The organism is Streptomyces sp. NPDC060049, from assembly GCF_042736715.1.
Taxonomy (GTDB): domain Bacteria; phylum Actinomycetota; class Actinomycetes; order Streptomycetales; family Streptomycetaceae; genus Streptomyces.
In genome coordinates, this window is the sequence record NZ_JBHWVV010000019.1 from 137,005 (window position 1) to 156,228 (window position 19,224).

At 73.9% G+C, this 19,224-nt stretch carries 16 protein-coding genes; 6 read left to right on the forward strand and 10 right to left on the reverse strand.

Annotated features, from left to right (window positions below):
• Positions 1-59: 59 nt before the first annotated feature.
• From ACFWBY_RS30040 to ACFWBY_RS30050, 3 genes are read left to right on the forward strand one after another with little or no spacing between them, the layout of a single operon-like run.
• Positions 60-746, forward strand: coding sequence for a HemK2/MTQ2 family protein methyltransferase (locus tag ACFWBY_RS30040; RefSeq protein WP_385336101.1), 687 nt, complete (start codon positions 60-62; stop codon positions 744-746).
• Positions 730-990, forward strand: coding sequence for a CDGSH iron-sulfur domain-containing protein (locus ACFWBY_RS30045; RefSeq protein WP_385336099.1), 261 nt, complete (start codon positions 730-732; stop codon positions 988-990). Before ACFWBY_RS30040 ends, ACFWBY_RS30045 begins: the two co-directional genes overlap by 17 nt.
• A complete protein-coding gene (locus ACFWBY_RS30050) occupies positions 990-2,012 on the forward strand; it encodes an iron-containing redox enzyme family protein (protein ID WP_385336097.1) in 1,023 nt (340 codons plus the stop codon). The genes ACFWBY_RS30045 and ACFWBY_RS30050 overlap by 1 nt, the downstream gene beginning before the upstream one ends.
• Before the next feature lie 37 nt (positions 2,013-2,049).
• Here the strand turns inward: ACFWBY_RS30050 and ACFWBY_RS30055 are convergent, their stop codons facing one another.
• The 6 genes from ACFWBY_RS30055 to ACFWBY_RS30080 form a co-directional block, all read right to left on the reverse strand.
• Positions 2,050-2,931, reverse strand: a complete 882-nt coding sequence (locus ACFWBY_RS30055; RefSeq protein ID WP_385336095.1) for an oxygenase MpaB family protein — start codon at positions 2,929-2,931, stop codon at positions 2,050-2,052.
• Positions 2,932-3,014: 83 nt separating this feature from the next.
• Positions 3,015-4,682: a thiamine pyrophosphate-binding protein gene (locus ACFWBY_RS30060; RefSeq protein ID WP_385336093.1), complete on the reverse strand. Its 1,668-nt coding sequence runs from the start codon at positions 4,680-4,682 to the stop codon at positions 3,015-3,017.
• A 113-nt stretch (positions 4,683-4,795) separates the two neighbouring features.
• Positions 4,796-4,993 (reverse strand): hypothetical protein, encoded by a 198-nt coding sequence (locus ACFWBY_RS30065; protein ID WP_385336091.1) that lies wholly within the window; start codon positions 4,991-4,993, stop codon positions 4,796-4,798.
• A gap of 231 nt (positions 4,994-5,224) precedes the next feature.
• Positions 5,225-5,767 carry a type 1 glutamine amidotransferase domain-containing protein gene (locus tag ACFWBY_RS30070; protein ID WP_385336089.1) on the reverse strand — a complete coding sequence of 181 codons (543 nt, stop codon included), beginning with the start codon at positions 5,765-5,767 and terminating at the stop codon, positions 5,225-5,227.
• A 349-nt stretch (positions 5,768-6,116) separates the two neighbouring features.
• Positions 6,117-7,304, reverse strand: coding sequence for a glutamate--cysteine ligase (locus ACFWBY_RS30075; protein ID WP_385336087.1), 1,188 nt, complete (start codon positions 7,302-7,304; stop codon positions 6,117-6,119).
• 215 nt (positions 7,305-7,519) lie between these two features.
• Positions 7,520-8,359 (reverse strand): class II glutamine amidotransferase, encoded by an 840-nt coding sequence (locus ACFWBY_RS30080; protein WP_385336085.1) that lies wholly within the window; start codon positions 8,357-8,359, stop codon positions 7,520-7,522.
• A 171-nt stretch (positions 8,360-8,530) separates the two neighbouring features.
• On the opposite strand from ACFWBY_RS30080, the gene ACFWBY_RS30085 reads away from it, so the two are divergent.
• Positions 8,531-11,038, forward strand: a complete 2,508-nt coding sequence (locus tag ACFWBY_RS30085) for a SpoIIE family protein phosphatase (RefSeq protein WP_385336083.1) — start codon at positions 8,531-8,533, stop codon at positions 11,036-11,038.
• Between the two features lie 48 nt (positions 11,039-11,086).
• Positions 11,087-13,423, forward strand: a complete 2,337-nt coding sequence (locus ACFWBY_RS30090; RefSeq protein ID WP_385336081.1) for a SpoIIE family protein phosphatase — start codon at positions 11,087-11,089, stop codon at positions 13,421-13,423.
• A gap of 57 nt (positions 13,424-13,480) precedes the next feature.
• Here ACFWBY_RS30090 and ACFWBY_RS30095 read toward each other — a convergent pair whose 3' ends face one another.
• Positions 13,481-16,417: a HAMP domain-containing protein gene (locus tag ACFWBY_RS30095; RefSeq protein ID WP_385336079.1), complete on the reverse strand. Its 2,937-nt coding sequence runs from the start codon at positions 16,415-16,417 to the stop codon at positions 13,481-13,483.
• A 164-nt stretch (positions 16,418-16,581) separates the two neighbouring features.
• Here ACFWBY_RS30095 and ACFWBY_RS30100 point away from each other — a divergent pair, with 164 nt between their 5' ends.
• On the forward strand, positions 16,582-17,520 hold the full coding sequence (locus ACFWBY_RS30100; protein WP_385336077.1) for a SigB/SigF/SigG family RNA polymerase sigma factor: 939 nt from the start codon (positions 16,582-16,584) through the stop codon (positions 17,518-17,520).
• A gap of 103 nt (positions 17,521-17,623) precedes the next feature.
• Here the strand turns inward: ACFWBY_RS30100 and ACFWBY_RS30105 are convergent, their stop codons facing one another.
• The 3 genes from ACFWBY_RS30105 to ACFWBY_RS30115 all read right to left on the reverse strand — a co-directional run bounded on the left by ACFWBY_RS30105 (position 17,624) and on the right by ACFWBY_RS30115 (position 19,023).
• Positions 17,624-18,121 carry an ATP-binding protein gene (locus ACFWBY_RS30105; RefSeq protein WP_385336075.1) on the reverse strand — a complete coding sequence of 166 codons (498 nt, stop codon included), beginning with the start codon at positions 18,119-18,121 and terminating at the stop codon, positions 17,624-17,626.
• A 13-nt stretch (positions 18,122-18,134) separates the two neighbouring features.
• Complete coding sequence (locus ACFWBY_RS30110; protein ID WP_385336073.1) at positions 18,135-18,500, reverse strand: STAS domain-containing protein; 366 nt, start codon at positions 18,498-18,500, stop codon at positions 18,135-18,137.
• Between the two features lie 169 nt (positions 18,501-18,669).
• Positions 18,670-19,023 (reverse strand): STAS domain-containing protein, encoded by a 354-nt coding sequence (locus ACFWBY_RS30115; RefSeq protein ID WP_385336071.1) that lies wholly within the window; start codon positions 19,021-19,023, stop codon positions 18,670-18,672.
• Positions 19,024-19,224 lie beyond the last annotated feature (201 nt).

Sequence of the window (19,224 nt, forward strand, 5' to 3'; positions counted from 1 at the left end):
GTGTGTCGTCAAAGGAGCGGCCCACACGGCGCGCCGCGCTCGATCCCCGGAGGTACGCGATGTCCAGCACGGCTCTGGCCTTGGGAACGCTTCCGGGCGGCCTGGTCGCCCTGCCGAGCGTCTACCGCCCGCAGGCCGACACCCGTCTGCTCGCCGGCGCGCTCGCCCACGAGCAGCTCGGGCCCCGTACGGAAGTGCTGGAGATCGGCACCGGGACCGGCGCACTGGCTCTGCACGCCGCGCGCAGGGGCGCCGCGGTCACGGCGGTCGACGTCTCCTGGCCCGCCGTCGTCACGGCGCGCATGAACGCCGTGCTGCAAAGACTGCCCCTGCGCGTCCTGCACGGCGACTTCGCGGAACGCACGGCGGGCCGGCGCTTCGACCTGGTCGTGGCGAATCCGCCGTACGTGCCCGCACCCGGCGCCCGCTTGCCCGCGCGCGGGCCGGAGCGGGCCTGGGACGCGGGCCCCGACGGACGCCTGGTGATCGACCGGATATGCGCGACCGCTCCGGCTCTGCTGCGTCCCGGGGGCGCTCTGCTCATGGTGCACTCGGGCATGTGCGGGGCCGGTGCGACCGTGGACCGGCTGGCCGCGGCCGGGCTGTCCGCGGAGGTCACGGGGAAGGCCTCCGTCCCGTGGGGGCCGGTCCTGCGTTCGCGACGGGCCTGGCTGGAGCGGCAGGGCCTGGCGAGCGCAGCCGAGGAGTGGGAAGAGCTGGTGGTCATCCGTGCCCGCAACGTCTGACGGCGGCGCCCGCCCGGCGTCCGCGGCGGCGCCCCCCGCGCGCCGGGTGTCCGTGGACCCGCAAGGACCGGTCCTCGTCGAGGGCCCGGTCGAAATCGTCCTGGACGACGGAACGGTCGCCCGGTCCGACCGCTTCGCGGTCGCCGTGTGCACCTGCCGCCGCAGTCGGACGTACCCCTGGTGCGACACCAGCCACCGCCCCCGGGAACGCAGCGTCCCGCCGCCCGAGAAGGGGAACCCGTGATGCCCGCACCCAGCCCGAGCCCGACGGCCACCGCTGCCGGACCCCGCCTGGTGGAGGGGCGGGGCGAGTTGTCCCGCGCCGTCACGGACGCCCTGCGGTCAGGCTGCGCACCCGAGTACGCCGCCGGGTCCGTGGCGGCGGCCGATCCGTACGGCGAGGACCTCCAGCTCGCCCTCTACCTGCTGTACGAACTGCACTACCGGGGCTTCGAAGCGGTGGACGACGCACGCGAATGGGACCCGGACCTGCTGCGCCTGCGCCAGGCGATGGAGGCGCGGTTCCTCGACGCCCTGCGCGGCGAGCTGTCCGACGCGCCCCGGACGGTCGAGGACGCCTTCGCGCCGCTGCTGGTGGAACCCGTGGACCTCTCCGGCAGCCTCAGCCGCCACCTGGAAACCGACGGGGAGCCGTGGCAGTTGCGCGAGTACGCGGCCCTGCGCTCCCTCTACCACCTCAAGGAAGCCGACCCGCACGTCTGGGTCGTCCCCCGCCTCACCGGCCGGGCCAAGGCCGCCATGGTCGCCATCGAGTACGACGAGTTCGGCGCCGGGCACGCCGAGCGGATCCACGCGCGGCTCTTCGCCGACCTCATGGCCGACCTCGGCCTCGACCCGGCATACGGCCGGTACCTCGACCACGCGCCCGCGCCCCTCCTCGCGACCGTGAACCTGATGTCCCTCTTCGGGCTCCACCGGGCGCTGCGAGGAGCCCTCGTCGGCCACTTCGCCTGTGTCGAGGTCACGTCGTCACCCGGGTCCAGGCGCCTGGCCAACGCCATGCGGCGCTGCGGGGCGGGAGCCGCCGCCGAACACTTCTACGCCGAGCACGTCGAGGCCGACGCCGTTCACGAACAGGTCGTACGCCGCGACGTCATCGGCGGGCTCCTCACCGACGAGCCCGCCCTGGAAGCCGACATCGCCTTCGGCTGCGCCGCGACCGTCCTGCTGGAGGACCGGCTCGCCCACCACCTGCGCGAGGCGTGGGCGCGGGGCCGGAGCGCACTGCGCGGTCCGCTGCCGTGAAGCGCACCCGGGGCGGCGCCGGCGCGCCGGTCCCTGACTACGGCGGATCCTGGGTCGGCGTCGGCGCGCCCATCGCCCAGCGGATCGCCGCGGTCACGGCGTGCCCGCAGGGCCGTACGCAGACCCTCTCGAACGGCGGCCACCAGGGCAGGCCGAGCTCCGCCCGGGCCCAGCGGGGGAGCATGCTCACGGCATTCGCGGCGAGGAGGGCGTACGGGGCGCGGGCGGCCGCCGGCAGGGGCGGGTGGAGCAGGATGAAGCGGGCGGCGTCCCGGGCCTGCGCGGTGCCGCGCAGCTCCGGCAGGTAGGCGGCCAGCCGCCGGGCCAGAGCGGCCCGGTCCAGCGGGGGATCCGGCACACCGAGCGCCGCCGCCACGCGCGCGGTGTCGGCTATGTACGCGTCACAGCCGGGTCCGTCGAGTGGCCGGGCGCCGTACCGCTGGTGGGCGCGCAGGAAGCTGTCGACCTCGGCGACGTGGACCCAGGTCAGCAGCCGCGGGTCCGAGGCGTGGTAGGGCTCGCCGGTGGCGGTGGTTCCGCGCACGCCGTCGTGGACGGCCCGCACCCGGTCGACGGCGTGCTGCGCGTGCTCGGCCGTGCCGTACGTCGTCACCGCGAGGAACGTACTGGTGCGCTGCAGCCGGCCCCACGGGTCGCCCCGGTACCCCGAGTGTCCCGACACCGCGGCCATGGCCAGCGGGTGCAGGGACTGCAGCAGCAGCGCCCGCAGCCCGCCGATGAACATCGAGGCGTCGCCGTGGACCACGCGCACCGGCCGGTCCGGCCCGAACCAGCGCGGGCCGGGCGTGCCGTGGATGCGGGCGCGGTTGTCCGGTCCCGCGGGCCCGGCGACGCGGGAGAACAGTTCCCGGCCGAGCTTCTCGCGCAGTTCGGCCAGCACGGGTGCAGCCATCGCCATCCACCCATTGTGGTCCCCCGGTCCAGAACCTGTCAGCAGGTGCGCCCGACGCGGCCCGCACCGGGGGAGACGCGGTCCCCGCCTCACGGCGAGGGCACGGCCGCCGGCCCGGTTCCCGTGAGGGGCGCCGCCGTCGCCTCGAAGTGGTCCCAGGGGGCGTGCGGCGCGATCGGTGCCACCTCGGGGTCGGTACGGAAGTCCAGGACCGTCGGTCCATCGGTCGCCAGGGCGGTGCGCCAAGCGTCCTCGACCCCGCCCGGATCGGTCACGCGGATACCGGCCACGCCCAGCGAGCGGGCCAGGTCCGTGCAGGGTTCACCGGTGTTCCACACCGCCACGATCAGGCGGGGATCCGTCCATTCGCCGGCGTGTTCGGCGATGGCGGCCAGCTCCGCGAGGCCGTTCTCCCGCACCGCCGCGTCGTCCACCAGCGCGACCGCCGGCCGGTCGGGGTGCGCGAACTTGGCACCCACGGCGTAGGGGACCGCGCAACCCGTGCTCGCCAGGGTGCCGGACAGCGTGCCGCGCATGCCGTCGCGCATCGTGAGGTGCCGGGCGTACCAGGTCGCGACGGGACCGGAGTCGGCGGTGATCATCGCGTCACCGGGGAGGAGCAGGTCCAACGCGTGCGCAACGTACTCGGGGTTGACGGGGTCGCCGCGCAGGCCGGCCCGGCGCGCCATGGCCGTCTTCCACCGCCGCACGTCCCGGACGACGCCCTCCTGCCAGGAGCGGTCCCGGACGGGACGCAGCAGGGGCAGCAGCGCGCGCAGCGTGGGGGCGGCGTCGCCGACCAGGTCGGCCTCGTAGGGATAGCGCGGTCCGACCGGACGGGGATCCACGTCGATCCGTACGGCCCTGGCCTGCCCGTACGGGGGCAGGAACTGCGCGTACGGAAAGCCGGAGCCGATGGTGAGCAGCGTGTCGCAGGTGCGCATCAGCTCGTACGAGGGCCGGGTTCCCAACGGGCCGACGCAGCCGGTGACGTAGGGCAGGAGGTCCGACAGGGCGTCCTTGGCGAGCAGGGACTTCGCCACTCCCGCGCCGAGCAGCTCCGCCACCTCGGCGACCTCGGCAGCGGCCTGGGCGGCGCCCTGGCCGATCAGGAGGGCCACCCGGTCACCGGAGTTCAAGATCTCCGCCGCCCGCTCGACGGACCGGGTCCGCGGCACGGGGTCCCCGCCGCTCGCGTCCAGGCTCGACGCGACGAGCCTGTGGGCGTGGCCGGTCGGCGGGAAGGCGAGGTCCTGCACGTCGGCCGGGATGACGACCGCGGTGGGCGCGCGACGGGCGTAGGCCGTCCGGACCGCCCGGTCGAGCACCTCGGGAAGGTCTCCGGGCGCGCCCACGGTCTGCGGGCCGGCGCCGACCGCGTCCTCGAACAGCGCCGCCTCCTGCCCGGGGGTCCCCCCGTCGCCGGGACCGGCCCGCCCGATGAGGGCCACGACCGGGACCTGGTCGAGCCGCGCGTCGTACAGCCCGTTCAGCAGCTGGACGGCGCCGGGGCCGGAGCCGGCCGCGCAGACGCCGACGTGCCCGGAGAACTTGGCGTATCCGATCGCCTCGAAGGCAGCCGACTTCTCGTGCCCGGCCCGCAGGAAGTGCGGCTCGTCACCGGCCCGGGCCCACGCCGCGAGGAGCCCGCCGATGCCCGCGCCGGCGCAGCCGAAGACGTGGGCGACGCCCCAGGCGCGCAGTCGTTCGAGGATGTGGTCGGACACCGTGTGCTCGGGCACCCTCGCGGCGGTCATTTCACGCCTGCCCCGCCCGGCTCGCCCGGCCCGGGGCGGTCCGTTCCGCCTTCCGCCTTCCGGGGCCGTGAGACGGCGAGGCGTTCACCTGGTGGACCTTCCCGGCCACGGCGCTAGGCCGGCGTTCCACCGGCGGCGGCCCCGCTCCCGGCGCTCCCGGCACCGCCGGCGCGGCGGCCGCGGCGGGAAGGGCCCGAGGTCGAGACTTCCAGCAGGCGGTCCATCGCCCGCAGGACCTGCTGGAGGTGCTGCCAGGGATCCTCGGTCTCACCGGATCCCCGACGTCCCCCCGGCTGCTCGGTGCGGTTCATGGTTCTCTCCGATCCGAGGTCCTGTCCGTGCGGGAGGGCGCCTGCCCGCTGGAAGCCCCGGTACGCCTAACCACCCCCGTCCGGGCGGCCCGGTCCGGTCGGATCCCGTACGGCCCGGGCCGGCGACGGGCGTGGCGGGCCGCCCGGCCACCGGGCCGCCCGGCCACCGGGCCGGACGGTCCTATGGCCGGGCGGTCCTCGGGTCCGCCGGTCCTATGGCCGGGCGGCCCGTCAGGCCGGATGGTCGCGGAACTCCTTGACGAGCGTCGCGCAGAAGGCGTCGAGGTCGTCCGGCTTCCTGCTCGTGACGAGCGTCGCGGGCGCCGCGTCGCAGACCTGTACGGGCTCGTCCACCCAAGTGCCCCCGGCGTTGCGGATGTCGGTGGCCAGACTCGGCCACGAGGTCAGCGTGCGGCCGCGGACCACGTCCGCCTCCACCAGCATCCAGGGCGCGTGGCAGATCGCCGCGACGGGCTTGCCCGCTTCGAAGAAGCTGCGGGTGAAGCCCACGGCCCGCTCGTCCATGCGCAGCGCGTCCGGATTGGCGACCCCTCCGGGCAGTACGAGCGCGTCGAAGGCGTCCGAGGTGTCTCCGGCGAGGAGGTGGTCGACGGGGTAGCTGCCCGCCTTGTCGAGGTGGCGGTACGCGCGGATCCGGCCGGGCGCCGTCGAGACCAGCTGCGGATTCCAGCCGGCCTGCAGCACGGCCTTCCAGGGCTCGGTGAGTTCGATCTCCTCCACGCCTTCGGGCGCGGTCAGAAAGGCGATGCGCACCGGATTTCGCCTCCTTCAGTCGGGGGGTTCCGGTACCACCGGCCGTTCGCTGGGCGAGGGCTGGTCGGGAGCCGGTCGGGGGTCGTGGGGCTTGGGATCGGGTTCGGGTTCGGGGGGTCCGGGACTCGGCGGTCCGGGATCCCGCGGTACCGGATCAGGGCGCTCCGGCGTGGGACCGGGGCCCTCGGGTCGCGGTCCGGTGTTCCGCTCCATGGCTTCACCTCGGGTTCCTTCCGTGCGCGTCCACGGGGCCGTACGGGCGGGATCGCGCGCACCCCGGCGCCTGCCCCGTCGGGCGCGCCCCAATCAGTGCCCGAGGGGGCCGGGGGAGCGCCGGGCGCCGTTCCCGTCAGGCCGCGGCGACGGCTTCCGCGAGGCTGTCCACCACATGGCTCAGCCGCCCCCGGCTCCGGTGGGCGGCCCGCTGCTGCGCCGCCCCGATGCCCTCCGCCCGGACGCGGTCGAGCAGGGAGTCGACGAGTCCCAGGTCCCCGGAGGCGGCGAGCCCCGGGGTCACCCGGTCCCGTAGCCGGGCGACCAGGGCCCACGCCGGCACGGAGGCACCGCTGACCGGATCGAGGCCGTCGCCGTCCAAGCCGTGGACGGCCGCGCGCCGATGGGCTTCGCGGAGCCTCGCCGGCCGCGGTGCCGGGGTCGGGCCGCCCTCGGCCGCCTCCGACCCCAAGGTGGCGGCGAGGCCCCGTACCAGGACCGCCAGCAGGACGACCGTGTCGATCCGGGCGTTCACGTCGGCGACCCGGATCTCCAGGGTCGGCACGTGCTCGGACGGGCGGGCGTACCAGTAGATCATCCGTCGGTCGAGCACCGCTCCGCTGCGGACGAGCTCGTCCGCGAGGCGTTCGTACGCGGCCTCGTCGAGGACCGGGGCGGGCCCCACGGTGGGCCAGCGGGCGTGTTCGACGGCCCGCCAGCTGGCGTAGCCGGAGTCCGTGCCCCGGTTGAAGGGGGAGTTGGCGGCGATCGCCTGGAGCGAGGGCAGCCACGGGCGCATCCGGTTGGCGAGGTCGAGGGCCTCCGCCCGGCTGCGCACGCCGATGTGGACGTGGCATCCGCACACCACCTGGTCGTAGTCACCGAGGACCGACGCGAAGCGCGAGGCCATCCTGCGGTACCGCTCGCTCGGGGTGACCGTCAAAGGACGCTCCGGCGGTATGACGGGCGTTCCGGCGGCGACCAGCAGGCAGTCCTCGGCGGCCGCGGCGCGGATCACCTCGGCCCGCAACCGGGCCAGCTGCGCCCTGAGGTCGGCGGGGCTCGCCGTGGGGCTGGTGCACACCTCCACCTGGGCGGTGTAGAACTCCGCTTGCACCAGCGGGCCGAGGGCCGGCGCGGCGGCTTCTATGACGCGCGGTCCGCGCCCCACCGGGGCCCGGCTGCGGCGGTCGACGAGCAGGAACTCCTCCTCGACGCCCATGGTCAGCCCCGCGACCGGGCCGGGGCCGGCCTCTAGCGGCGCGGCGGACGCGCGGGCCGCGCCATCACCCCCGGCGGAGCGCGGGGATACGGTCAGTGCCATTTCGGGTCCCCTCCGTCGACAGGGGCCGCTCGCGAGGGCCGACCGCGCGCTGGGCCGCCGGTCGTCCACGTGCTCGGCTGCGGGCCGGCTCGTGCCGTGAACGGGAAGGTCCGCCGGGCGGACCTTCCCGACCGCCGCACTGGTGGTAGGCGCATACCCCTCGGATCGCCGCTCACGCAGGGGGACGGCCGTCGGCGGTGCTGCCGGACGGAGCCTCAGCCGAATTCGGGAACGAAGGGGAGGAAGTCCTGCTCCAGCGCCGAAGGGATCACCACGTAGCTGGCCTCGGGAAGCTCGTTCCACACGCCGGGCAGGTCGCCCAGCGGCTCGGAGACCACGATGCGGGACTCGTCGGAGATGTCCCGCAGGAAGTCCACTTCCGGGTGGAGGTGGCGGACGGTGTCGGCACGGCTGCTGTAGAAGAGCGACCGGGACGCGCCCTTGCTGGAATAGCGGAAGGCCCAGACGCGCTCGCCGTCGCTGATGGCCAGCGTCATCTGGAGCGGTTCCACGACGCCGTGCTCCTTGCCGAGCCGCTCCACGAGCCCGGCCATCCTGGCCACCGCGCCCGGGACGTCCTGATCGAGTCCGAACGTGACCGCCAGGTAGAACATCACCTCGGAGTCGGTGGATCCTTCGATGAACGGGAACAGCGCCGGGTCGACGGCCAGGCAGAGGTCCCGCTGCAGCCGGTGGAAGTCCGCGATGGCCCCGTTGTGCATCCACAGCCACCGGCCGTGGCGGAAGGGGTGGCAGTTGGTCTGCTGGACGGCCGACCCCGTCGAGGCGCGCACGTGCGCGAAGAACAGGTGCGAGCGGACGTGCGCCGCCAGCTCGCGCAGGTTGCGGTTGTTCCAGGCCGGGGCGATGTCCCGGAAGACGGCCGGTGTGCCGTTGCCGTTCTCGCTGTACCAGCCGATGCCGAAGCCGTCGCCGTTCGTCGTCTCGACGCCCATCCGGGCGTTCAGGCTCTGGTTGATCAGCGAGTGCTCCGGACGGTAGAGCACGGCGTCGAGCAGCATGGGCGAACCCGAGTAGGCGAGCCAGCGGCACATGCGACCAAATCCTTTCGCAGCGTAATTCCGAGCCTAACCCCGCGCCGGGCACCCCTCGCGTCCACCGGGCCCGGACAGTGCCTCGCGGATCCGTCCGGGACACCGGGAGCCCGGCGGGAGCCGAAAGAGGCGGCCTAGGCGGGCGGGGAAGGCGCGTGCCATGATCGAGGGGTGAAGGGCGATGCCGCTCGGGGGGGTGAGGGCGCCGCACCCGAGGTGCTGGCGCTCGCCAAGGTGGTGGCCAGGCTCCGGTCGGAAATCGTCGGTCTCGAAGGCGTCGCCGCGACCACGGCCGTGGTCGAGCGGGCCAAGGGCGTCCTGATGGCCCGCACGGGGGCCTCCGCCGACGCGGCGTACCAGATGCTCCTCGACCGGGCGGGCGAGCGGGGCACCACCGTCCTGGAGGAGTGCTGGATCGTCCTCGGGCAGGTCCGCTCGCACCCGCCGCCCGGTAGCCGCCGGTCCTCCCCGCCCGCCACCACGCCCACGGACGACGGGGACGAGCCCGCCGGATCGGCCTTCAGCCGCCGGCGCTACCTCGTCGGGCACCGCGACGCCGATGCCGCACTGCGTCCCCTCCTGGCCCGGCTCGCGGACGGTCTGACGACGGCGCACGGCGGCGACGACATCGCGGAACTGCTGCGGAGCGTGCTCGGCGGGGCCGCCGGCGCGGACGCGGTGATGATCTACTCCCTGACCGCCGCCGGAAGCCTGGAACTGACCGGACACGCGGGCATCGACGAGGCGTTGGCCGAGCGTTGGCGCCACGTCCCCCCGCTCAGCGGCGTCGCCGCCCACGAGGCGATCGCCGGCCGCCGGGCGCTGTGGCTCGAGGACCCGGAGCAGGACGCCCGGCGCTACCTGCTGATCGGGGACCCGCCGGAGCGGTGGCCCGCCCGCGCCTGGCTCCCCGTACCCGGCGACGGACCCGCGAAGGCGGCCATCGGGATCCTGCGCGCCCGGCCCGGCCCCTTCGCCGCGGACACCCGGGCCCTGCTGCGCCAGGCGGCCCGTTTGTGCGCAGGTTCGCTGGTGGCGCCCGTACGGGCCCGCGAAGCCGCCGCCGAGCGGGCCCGGGACAGCGCCGAGGTGACATCCGTGCAGCGCGTCCTGGAAGCGCTGTCCGGCTCCGCGATCCTGCTCACCCCGCTGCGCTCGCAGTCCGGCGAGGTGGAGGACTACCGCATCGACGCGGCGGCGCCCGACTCGGTGGACGTGGCCGGGCGGCGCGGCAAGGAACTCGTGGGCCGCCGGATCCTGGAGACGTACCCGACGGTGGCGGGCACCGCGCTGTGGGACGGGTACCTGGAGACGCTGACCACGGGAACCGGGTACGAGGGAGCGCCCTTCACCTACGAGGAGGTGGTCGCCGGCGTCCCGCGGCAGTCCGTCTACTCGGCCCGGGCGTCCCGGCTGGGGGACCGCCTCGTCGTGTCCTGGATCCGCCACGACTCCAGCGAGCGCGAGACGCGGCGGCTGGCCGACATGCAGCGCCTCGGCAACCTCGGCTGGGCGGGCTGGGACCTGATGACGGACACCATCACATGGTCCGACCAGGTCTACGCCATCTTCGACCGCGATCCCCGGGACGGGCCGATGACACTGGAGGAACTGCCCCGCCACCTCCTCCCCGACGACCTCCCGACCCTGGCCGCGGCCGTCCAGCGGCTGCTGAGCCGGGGCGAGGCCATCGACCAGCCGTTCCGGATCAACACCGCGCACGGGGTGCGGCACCTGCGGATCGTCGCCGAGGCCCAGACGGACGCCGACGGCGCCCCGGTCGAGGCGCACGGCTTCTTCCAGGACATCACCGCGCGGCGCGACGTCGAACTCGCCCTGCTCGAGAGCGAGCGCGCCGTACTCCTCCAGCGCGGCATGCTCCAGGCCGAGCGGGCGCTCGGCGCCCGCCTCCAGGACACCCTGCTGCCGATCCCCGAACAGTCCCTGGAACTGGCCGGCCTGCGCATCGACGTCGCCTACGTCCCCGCCGACCGGGGGATCAACGTCGGCGGCGACTGGTACAGCGCCATCGAACTCCCCGACAAGAGCGCCCTGTTCGTCGTCGGAGACGTGGCCGGCCACGGTCTGGCCGCCGTGGGGACCATGGCCCAGCTGCGCTTCACCACGAAGGGCATGACGATCACCGGCTCGGCCCTTCCCGACGTCCTGCGACGACTCAACACGCTCCTGCTCCACACCGCTTCGGACCCGTCCGCCACCGCCACGGCCACCATGGTCATGGCCCGGTACCGGCCCCGGGACCGCCGCTTGACCTGGGTCCGGGCGGGACACCTGCCCCCCTTGCTGATCCGCGGCGACCGGGCGCGGTTCCTCGACCAGCCGCAGGGCAGCCTCCTCGGCGCCAGTTTCGACGCCTCGTACGGGCAGGCCGTCCTCGATCTCCTGCCCGGCGACCACCTGCTCCTCTACACCGACGGACTCGTCGAAGACCCGGGTGAGGACATAGAAATGGGGCTCGGCCGGCTCGCCGCGGTCACCTTGCGCCTCCTCCGGGAGGGCCGCGGCGAATCCCTCGCCAGGACGCTCGCCGCGCAGTGCCCCGGCAACCGCGACGACCTCTGCGTCCTGGACATCCACGTTCCCCAAGCCCACGCCGCGGCCGACAGCCGGGAGGGAGCCGATGAAGCGGCCGACCGGCGCGGCGCGGACGAACCGTAGAATCCGTTGTATGGGTATGTGCGCCCACCACGACGGTCAGGGGTCGTCATGACGACCCCGTCCGCCGACGCGCCCGGCCCCGGCCCGCATCACGCCCCGCCCCACCACCGGGAGCACGGGCCGGACGGAAGCGCCCCCCTGGCCGACGCGGTCACCGCGCTCACCGAGGAGATCGCGGCCCTGCGCGGCGACCGGGCCCGGCGGCGGTTGTTCGACCTCGCCACCGGAGTCCTCACCGTCCAGCTGAGCGCCTCGCCGACCGAAGCAGCCGACCACCTGGTGCGGCTGGCCGTCTCCACCGGGCTGGGGGCGGCGGACCTGGCCGCCGACATCGTCAACGCCGCCGTCGGAGCCGTGGTCGTCGATGTCCCCGAGGGGCCGGCCCCGGCGGCTTCCGAGGCACGGCGCGCGCGCCGCAGCACGGCGGCCGTGCAGGCCGCCGACAGCGCGGGCGAGGCGATCGACACGCTGCTGGAGGGGGGACTGCGGCCGCTCGGTGTGCGCTCGGTGTTCCTCTGGCGACGTACGGAGAGCGACTGCCTGGCCCTCGTAGGGCAGGCCGGGGCCGGCCGGCAGGAGGCCGTGCACTGGCAGTGGATCCCGCCGGAGGGCGGCGGCCCGCTCCACGGGGCGATGGCCGCCGGCTCACCCGTCTGGCTGCCCGAGGGCGCCCCCGCGGGCGGCCCGCGCGTCCCCGGGGCCGCCGCGGACGGCGCGCGCGCGTTGCTGCCCGTACGGGAGCAGGGAAGGGTCGCCGGGCTGCTGCTGGCCGCCTGGGACCGCCCCGACCCGCTGGCGGAGCCGCTGCGCAGGGCCCTGGTCGAACTGTGCGAGCCGGCGGCCCGCATCCTGGACTGGGACGCGGACGAGCCGGGCGGCCCGCGCATCGTCGCGGGGCTGCTGGACCAGCTCCAGCAGCCCGCCGCGGTCATCCTGGGCACGGAGCGGGAGCCCGCCAGGGGGCTGGAGATCGTCGAGTACGTCAACAGCGCGGCCCGTACGGCCCTCGGCGCGCTGCGCGACCCGGTCGGGCGGCCCCTGGCGCAAGTGTTCCCGTACGCCCATGACGGCCTCGTCCGCATGCTGTCGGGCGCGGCGACGGGATCCGGGCCGCAGTACGAGCAGAGCCTGCCCGTGCGGGGACCGGAGTCGCCGCAGTGGGCGCCCGGGTCGATGGCGCACGTCCGGGTCGTGGCGCTGAGCCGCTGCCGCAGCGCCGTCCTGTGGGACTGCGCCGACGACAGTCCCGTCCTGGCCCGCGTACTGAGCAGGCTGGAGCAGGTGGCCTCCTTCGACGACGACCTGCTGACGGGCCACTCCCTGTGGAGCGAGCAGGCCTACTCCATCTTCGGCATGGACCGCGCCGAGGAGCCCGTGCCCCTGCGCCGGCTCGCCGAACGGCTGCACCCGGACGACGCCGAGGTTCTGCACGGGCTGACGTCCGCCCTCACGGAACGGCACGAGGGAGCGCACGCGCTGGTACGGGTCGTCCGCGAGGACGGCGGCGTACGCCACGTGCGCATCGCCGCCGAGCCGGTCCTGACGGCCGGCGCGCTGACCGGCCTGGCCGGCGTGTACCAGGACGTCTCCGCCCAGTACCGCACCGAGGTGGCCCTGACCGCCAGCTTCGACCGGCTCAACGCCGCGCAGGCGGAGGCGGAGCTGCGCAACCGGGTCGTCCGGCAGTTGCAGGAGGCGATCGTGCCGGAGGCACCCGTCCTGGAGGCCACGCCCGGACTGCAGATCGCGGCCCGCTACCGGCCGGCGGCCCAGGAGTACCGGGTCGGCGGGGACTGGTACGACGTACAGCCGCTGCCCAGCGGACGGGTACTGCTGTCGGTGGGCGACATCGCCGGGCACGGCATCGACGCCGCGAACGGCATGGTGGCGCTGCGCAACGCGCTGCGCGGCCTGGCCTTCACCGGCTGTACCCCGGGCCGGCTGATGGAGTGCCTCAACGAGGTGGCCCTGCACACCTCCGGCCAGCCCACCGCGACCGCCCTGTGCGGCCTGTACGACCCGGCCGACCACACGCTGTGCTGGACCGGGGCCGGGCACCCGCCGCCGCTGCTGCTGAGGGAGGGGCGGGCCCTGTTCCTCGAGGGCCCGCACAACATCCTGCTGGGAGCCGTGCCCGGAGCCCCGTACGCGGAGAGGGTCACGCGGCTGCGGCCGGGCGACACGCTGCTCCTCTACACGGACGGGCTCATCGAGCGACGGCATTCGGGCCTGGACGAGAGCCTGGCGGTGCTGCGGGGCGCTGCGCAGCGGCTGGCGGGTGCAGGGCCGGACGAGCAGGCCGAGCGGCTGATGTCGGAGGTGAGCGGGGACACGGACGACGACACGAGCCTGGTGGTCGTACGGGTCGCCGGACGGCCGTCGTGAGGCGCGGCGCCGGCGGCGTACGGGGTCCACGGCGCGGCCCGGGGCGGGGCCCACGGCTCAGTGGTCGCGGTCGGGTGCCCGGCCGGGGCGGGGGCCGCTCCCGCGCTCCGCGAGGCAGGCGCGGATGACGGCGATCAGGTTCTGCGGGTCCACCGGTTTGGTCACGTAGTCCGTCGCTCCCGCGGCGAGGGCCTCCGCGCGGTCGTCCGGCATGGCCTTGGCGGTGACCACGATGACGGGTACGTCGCGGTAGCCGGGCATCCGGCGGATGGCGCGGGTGGCGGCGTACCCGTCGAGCCCCGCCATCATCAGGTCCATCACCACGAGGTCCACGTCCCCGCGGCCGGCCAGCAGCGCGATGCCGGTCTCGCCGTTGTCGGCGGCCAGGACGCGCAGGCCGGCGGTCTGGAGCATGGCGGTGAGGGCGAAGACGTTGCGGGCGTCGTCGTCGACCACCAGCACGGTACGCCCGCCCAGGTCGGGCAGCGGCTCGCCCGGCCTGCCGGCCGGCAGCCGCGCCCCTTCCGCGAGGGCGGCGGCGGGGGCCCGGCCGTCGCGCACGGGAAGGTACAGCGCGAAGCGGCTGCCCTGGCCCACCGTGCTCTGCGCGACGATCACTCCGCCGAGCAGCCGGGCGACCTCGCGGCTGATGGACAGCCCCAGACCGGTACCGCCGTAGGCGCGCGAGGTCGTCGCGTCACCCTGCCGGAAGGCCCCGAACACCGACTCCAGCCGGTCGGCGGGGATGCCGATCCCGGTGTCGATCACCTGGAAGGCGACCACCGGGCCGCTGTCCTTCAGCGCGGACGGCAGTTCGCCGGGGCCCGCGAGGGTCACGCGCAGGGAGACCTGGCCGGTCTCGGTGAACTTCAGGGCGTTCGAGAGCAGGTTGCGCAGCACCTGGCGCAGCCGCGCCTCGTCGGTGGTCAGGTCGTCGGGTACGTCCGGGGCGGCGGCCACCGCGAATTCCAGTCCGCGTTCGTCGGCGACCGGCCGGAAGGCGGCGTCGACGTAGTCGAGCAGCCGGCGCAGCGACACCGCCTCGGTGTGCACGTCCATCTTCCCGGCCTCGACCTTGGAGAGGTCGAGGATGTCGTTGATCAGCTGGAGCAGATCGGATCCGGCCGAGTGGATGACGGTCGCGTAGTCGACCTGCTTCTCCGTCAGGTTCCCCTCCGGATTCTGCGCGAGGAGCTGGGCGAGGATCAGCAGGCTGTTCAGCGGAGTGCGTAGCTCGTGGCTCATGTTGGCCAGGAACTCCGACTTGTACATCGAGGTGCGCGACAACTGCTGGGCCCTGGTCTCCAGTTCCTGGCGGGCCTGCTCGATCTCCAGGTTCTTGCTCCCGATGTCCCTGTTGCGCTCCGCCAGCAGGGCCGCCTGTTCCTTCAGTTCGGCGTTGGAGCGCTGCAGCTCCTGTTGGCCGTGCTGGAGTTCTTGCGAGCGGGAGCGCAGCTCGGACGTCAACTCCTGAGACCGTTCGAGCAGTTCGTCGGTGCGGGCGTTCGCGATCAGGGATCTGACGTTGACGCCGAGCATCTCGGTGAACTGTTCGAGGAAGTCCCGGTGCAGGGGGCGCAGCGGGTGTACGGACGCCAGCTCCACGGCGCCCAGCACCTGGTCCTCGGCGACGATCGGCAGGACGACCAGGGTGGTCGCGTCCGCGGCCCCGGTGCCGGAGGCGATGACGGCGTAGCCGGCGGGGAGGTCGTCCACGGTGATCGCGCGTCGGCCCGCGGCGGCCTCGCCGACCAGGGACTGGCCGATCCGGAACCGGCGCGGGCCCGTCTCGGGGGCGTCGGGAAGCCCGTAGGTGGCGATCGCCACCAGCTCGATGCCGTCGGGCCGCTCCTGGGCCAGGAAGAAGCTGCCGTACTGGGCGTCCACCAGCGGCGGTACCTCCCGCATCAGCAGGCGGGCAACGGCGGGAAGCTCGCGGATGCCCTGGATCCGCCGGGAGACCCCCGCGAGGCTCGACGCCAGCCACTCCTGGTCCTCGTTGGCCCGGGTCGTGGCGCGCAGGGACTCGACCATGGCGTTGATGTTGTCCCTGAGCTCCCCGACCTCGCCGGGGGCCTCCACGGTGATCGAGCGCGTCAGGTCGCCCTCGGCCACCGCGCTGGTCACCTCGGCGATGGCGCGTACCTGCCGCGTGAGGTTGCCGGCCAGTTCGTTGACGTTCTCGGTCAGCCGCTTCCAGGTGCCCGAGACGTCGGCGACCTCGGCCTGGCCGCCGAGCCGGCCCTCACTGCCGACCTCGCGGGCCACCCGAGTGACCTCGGCGGCGAAGGACGACAGCTGGTCGACCATCGTGTTGATCGTGGTCTTGAGCTCCAGGATCTCGCCCCGGGCGTCGACGTCGATCTTGCGGGTGAGGTCACCGCGGGCGACGGCCGTGGTGACCTGGGCGATGTTGCGCACCTGGTTGGTGAGGTTGGTGGCCATGGAGTTGACGTTGTCGGTGAGGTCCTTCCAGGTGCCCGAGACCCCTCGGACGGTCGCCTGACCGCCGAGGTTCCCCTCGGTGCCGACCTCGAAGGCGACCCGGCTGACCTCCTCGGCGAAGGCCGAGAGCCGGTCGACCATGGTGTTGATGGTGTCCTTCAGCTCGAGGATCTCACCGCTCGCGTCCACCCGGATCTTCTGCGTGAGGTCGCCCCGGGCCACGGCCGTGGCGACCTGCGCGATGTTGCGCACCTGCGAGGTGAGGTTGTCGGCCATGCTGTTGACGCCCGTGGTCACCTCGCGCCAGACGCCGCCGGTGCGCGGGACCCGGGCGTGTCCGCCGAGCAGGCCCTGACCCCCGACCTCCTGCGCCACCCGGGTGACCTCGGACGTGACGAGGGACAACTGGTCGATCATCCCGTTGTAGACCGCCGCGATCTCGCCGGGCAGGCCGACGGCGTCGTCGGGGAGGCGGGTGCTGAGATCCCCGTCCCGTACTGCGGTGAGCCCGGCCAGCAGCTTTTCCAGTATTTGGTCGGAATCATTCATATCTGACCTCACTGCGATCCACTGTGACATGAGAAGGGTCAGACGGCCCCGCGTGGGGAATATCCCTTCGGGAAGACCACGACGGTTCCCGCCGCCCCGACCGGGCCGGCCGGAAGCCCCCAACCCGTCGGAGGAAGCTCATGTCACCCGTTACCCGCGGCACCATGGATCCGTTCCATGCCGAGCCCCGCGAACTCCCGGACGTGCCCGATGTGCCCTACCTGGCGGATGTGGCCGACGCGCCGGATGCCGACGTCCCCGAGGATCCGCTCGCGGTCGGCACGGCCGAGGCGCGCGTCCTGTCCGTCGCGCTCTTCCGGCGCCTGAACGGGCTGCGTGAGGGAACGGCCGAGTACTCGTACGTGCGCAATACGCTCGTGGAGCTCAACCTCAGCCTGGTGAAGTACGCGGCACGCCGGTTCCGCAACCGCTCCGAGCCCCTCGAGGACATCGTCCAGGTCGGCACGATCGGCCTGATCAAGGCCATCAACCGGTACGACGTCGAGCGCGGGGTCGAGTTCACGACGTTCGCCATTCCCACCATCACCGGCGAGATGAAGCGGTTCTTCCGGGACACCAGCTGGTCCGTGAAGGTTCCGCGGCGCCTCCAGGAACTCCGCCTCGACATCGCGAAGACGTACGACGCGCTGGAACAGGGCCTCGGACGGCGGCCGACCGACCTCGAGCTCGCGACGCGCCTCGGCATCAGCGTCGAAGCACTGGCCGAAGGCCGTCAGGCGGCCAACGGCTACACCGCCGGCTCGCTGGACGCCCCCGTGGGGCAGGACGCGGAAATCGGCCCCCGGGAACGACCGCTGGGGGCGGAGGAGGACGCGTACGACCGCGTCGAATGCCTGGAGACGCTGAAGCCGCTGCTCGCCACGCTGGGTGAGCGCGACCGGCTGATCCTCTCGCTGCGCTTCGGCGAGGAGCTGACCCAGGCCGAGATCGGCAACCGGCTCGGGCTCTCGCAGATGCACGTCTCGCGCCTGCTGGGCCGGATCATGGCCACTCTGCGGACCGGGATGCTCACGGACGCCGAGGACCCCGAGGAGGCCGAGGGCGCCGGCGAGGACCGGAGCGAAGAAGGGCGCGGGCACTGACGCGGGTACGCGAGCGCCATGGCCGGTCGAGACCATCGGGCCGTTCGGTGGGTCCCGGATCCGGTTCTCACGGCCGCCGGACGGTTCTGAGGGCTGTCGGGGCTCAGACCGGGCGGGGGAACCCGTCCACCCGCCCGGGCGGCGTACCTTCAGCCATGCGGAGGGCCGTCGGCGCGTCGAGCTCCACCCACACGCATTTCCCCCCGTCCGCCGGCTCCGAGCCCCACTCCCGTGCCAGCCGCTCCACGATGAGCAGCCCGTGGCCTCCGGGCCGGGACGGGTCGGTCGGATGCCTGACGGCCGGCGCGACCGGACTTCCGTCGGTCACCTCGATGCGCAGCCGATCGCCGGTGCAGCGCAGCAGCAACGAGCTCGGACCACCCGCGTGCATGCAGGCGTTGGCCACCATTTCGGACACCAGCAGCAGGGCGTCGTCGGCGGTCTCGTACGTCCCGCCGCCCCCACCCCCGCTCGCGGCCCCGGGCAGCCACTGCCACTCGGTCAGGGCCCGGCGGGTGAAGTCCCGGCACTGGCTGACGACATCCGTGGTGTCGTGCAGCACCAGGCGCCGGGTCCGCTCCGGTGGCCGGCGCTCGCTCATCGCTGCTCCTCCGCTACGCGCGCTGGTGACTCGCCAGGGCCGACTCCACATCGGTGTGCAGCGGGAAGAGCCCGTCCGCACCCGTTATGTGGAACATGCGTTCGATCGGCTGATGGAGGCCGATCAGTTCGAGGCTGCCACCCGTTTCCTGGACCGCGAGCCGGTTGTGCAGCAACACGTTCAATCCCGTGGAGTCACAGAACTCCAGCCTGCTGAAGTCGACGAGCAGCCACTGCCTTCCGCCTGCCCGGGCGGCTTCGAGAGCCTCCCGCAAGGGCTCGACGGTGTCGTGGTCGAGCTCACCGGCCAACGCCAAGATCGTGGCCCCCCCGACGGGCCGTACTTCGACCGCGAAACGGTCATCGTCCGCCGTCGGCATTGCACACCCCCTTCAGCAGAGTCTCGTATCCGGACACATTGCGCGCCTACCCCCTCGCGCGCCACCAAACCCGACGGGCGCGAGTGAGCGGGCGTGCCCCGCGCGGGCGAGAGCGGGTCGGGGCGGCGATCGCCGCACTCGACGGCGCACACCCGTCGGCCCACCGGAGTCAGGCGGGCGGTTCCGGGTCGATGGGGAAGAGGCCCGAGGACCCGGTCACCTCCAGCAGGCGCAGCATCTGGTCGCTCGGCGCGGCGAGACGCAGCGTGTGGCCGGATTCGACGGCCTGCATGCGGGCCCGGAGCAGGGCGTTGAGCCCGGCGGAGTCGCAGAACGTGAGGCCGCTGAGGTCCACGACGGTCTCAGCGGGCCCTTCGGCGCGGGTCACCGCTTCGAGCAGCAGGGCGCGTACTTCGGAGACCCGGCTGATGTCCATCTCGCCCGTCAGGCGGACCACGACCGGTTTCGGGTCCGGGGCCGGTCGCTCGGGGGGCTGCTGGGCGGGATCCTGCTCCTCGGGCATCTGGCTCCTTCGTCCCGGCCCCCTGTGGACTCGTACGGCCGGCCTCCGAAGAGGCCGGCCTGCCCGTCCTCGTGCGGCCGGGAGTGGAAACTCCGCCCCGGGCCCGGGGCGCCGGCGGGGGGGGGGGCGCCCGGGCCCCGGGGGGGGGGGGTGGTCGCATGAGCGCCGGAGGGCGAGTGGGTGTTGGGGCGGGGCTTGCTC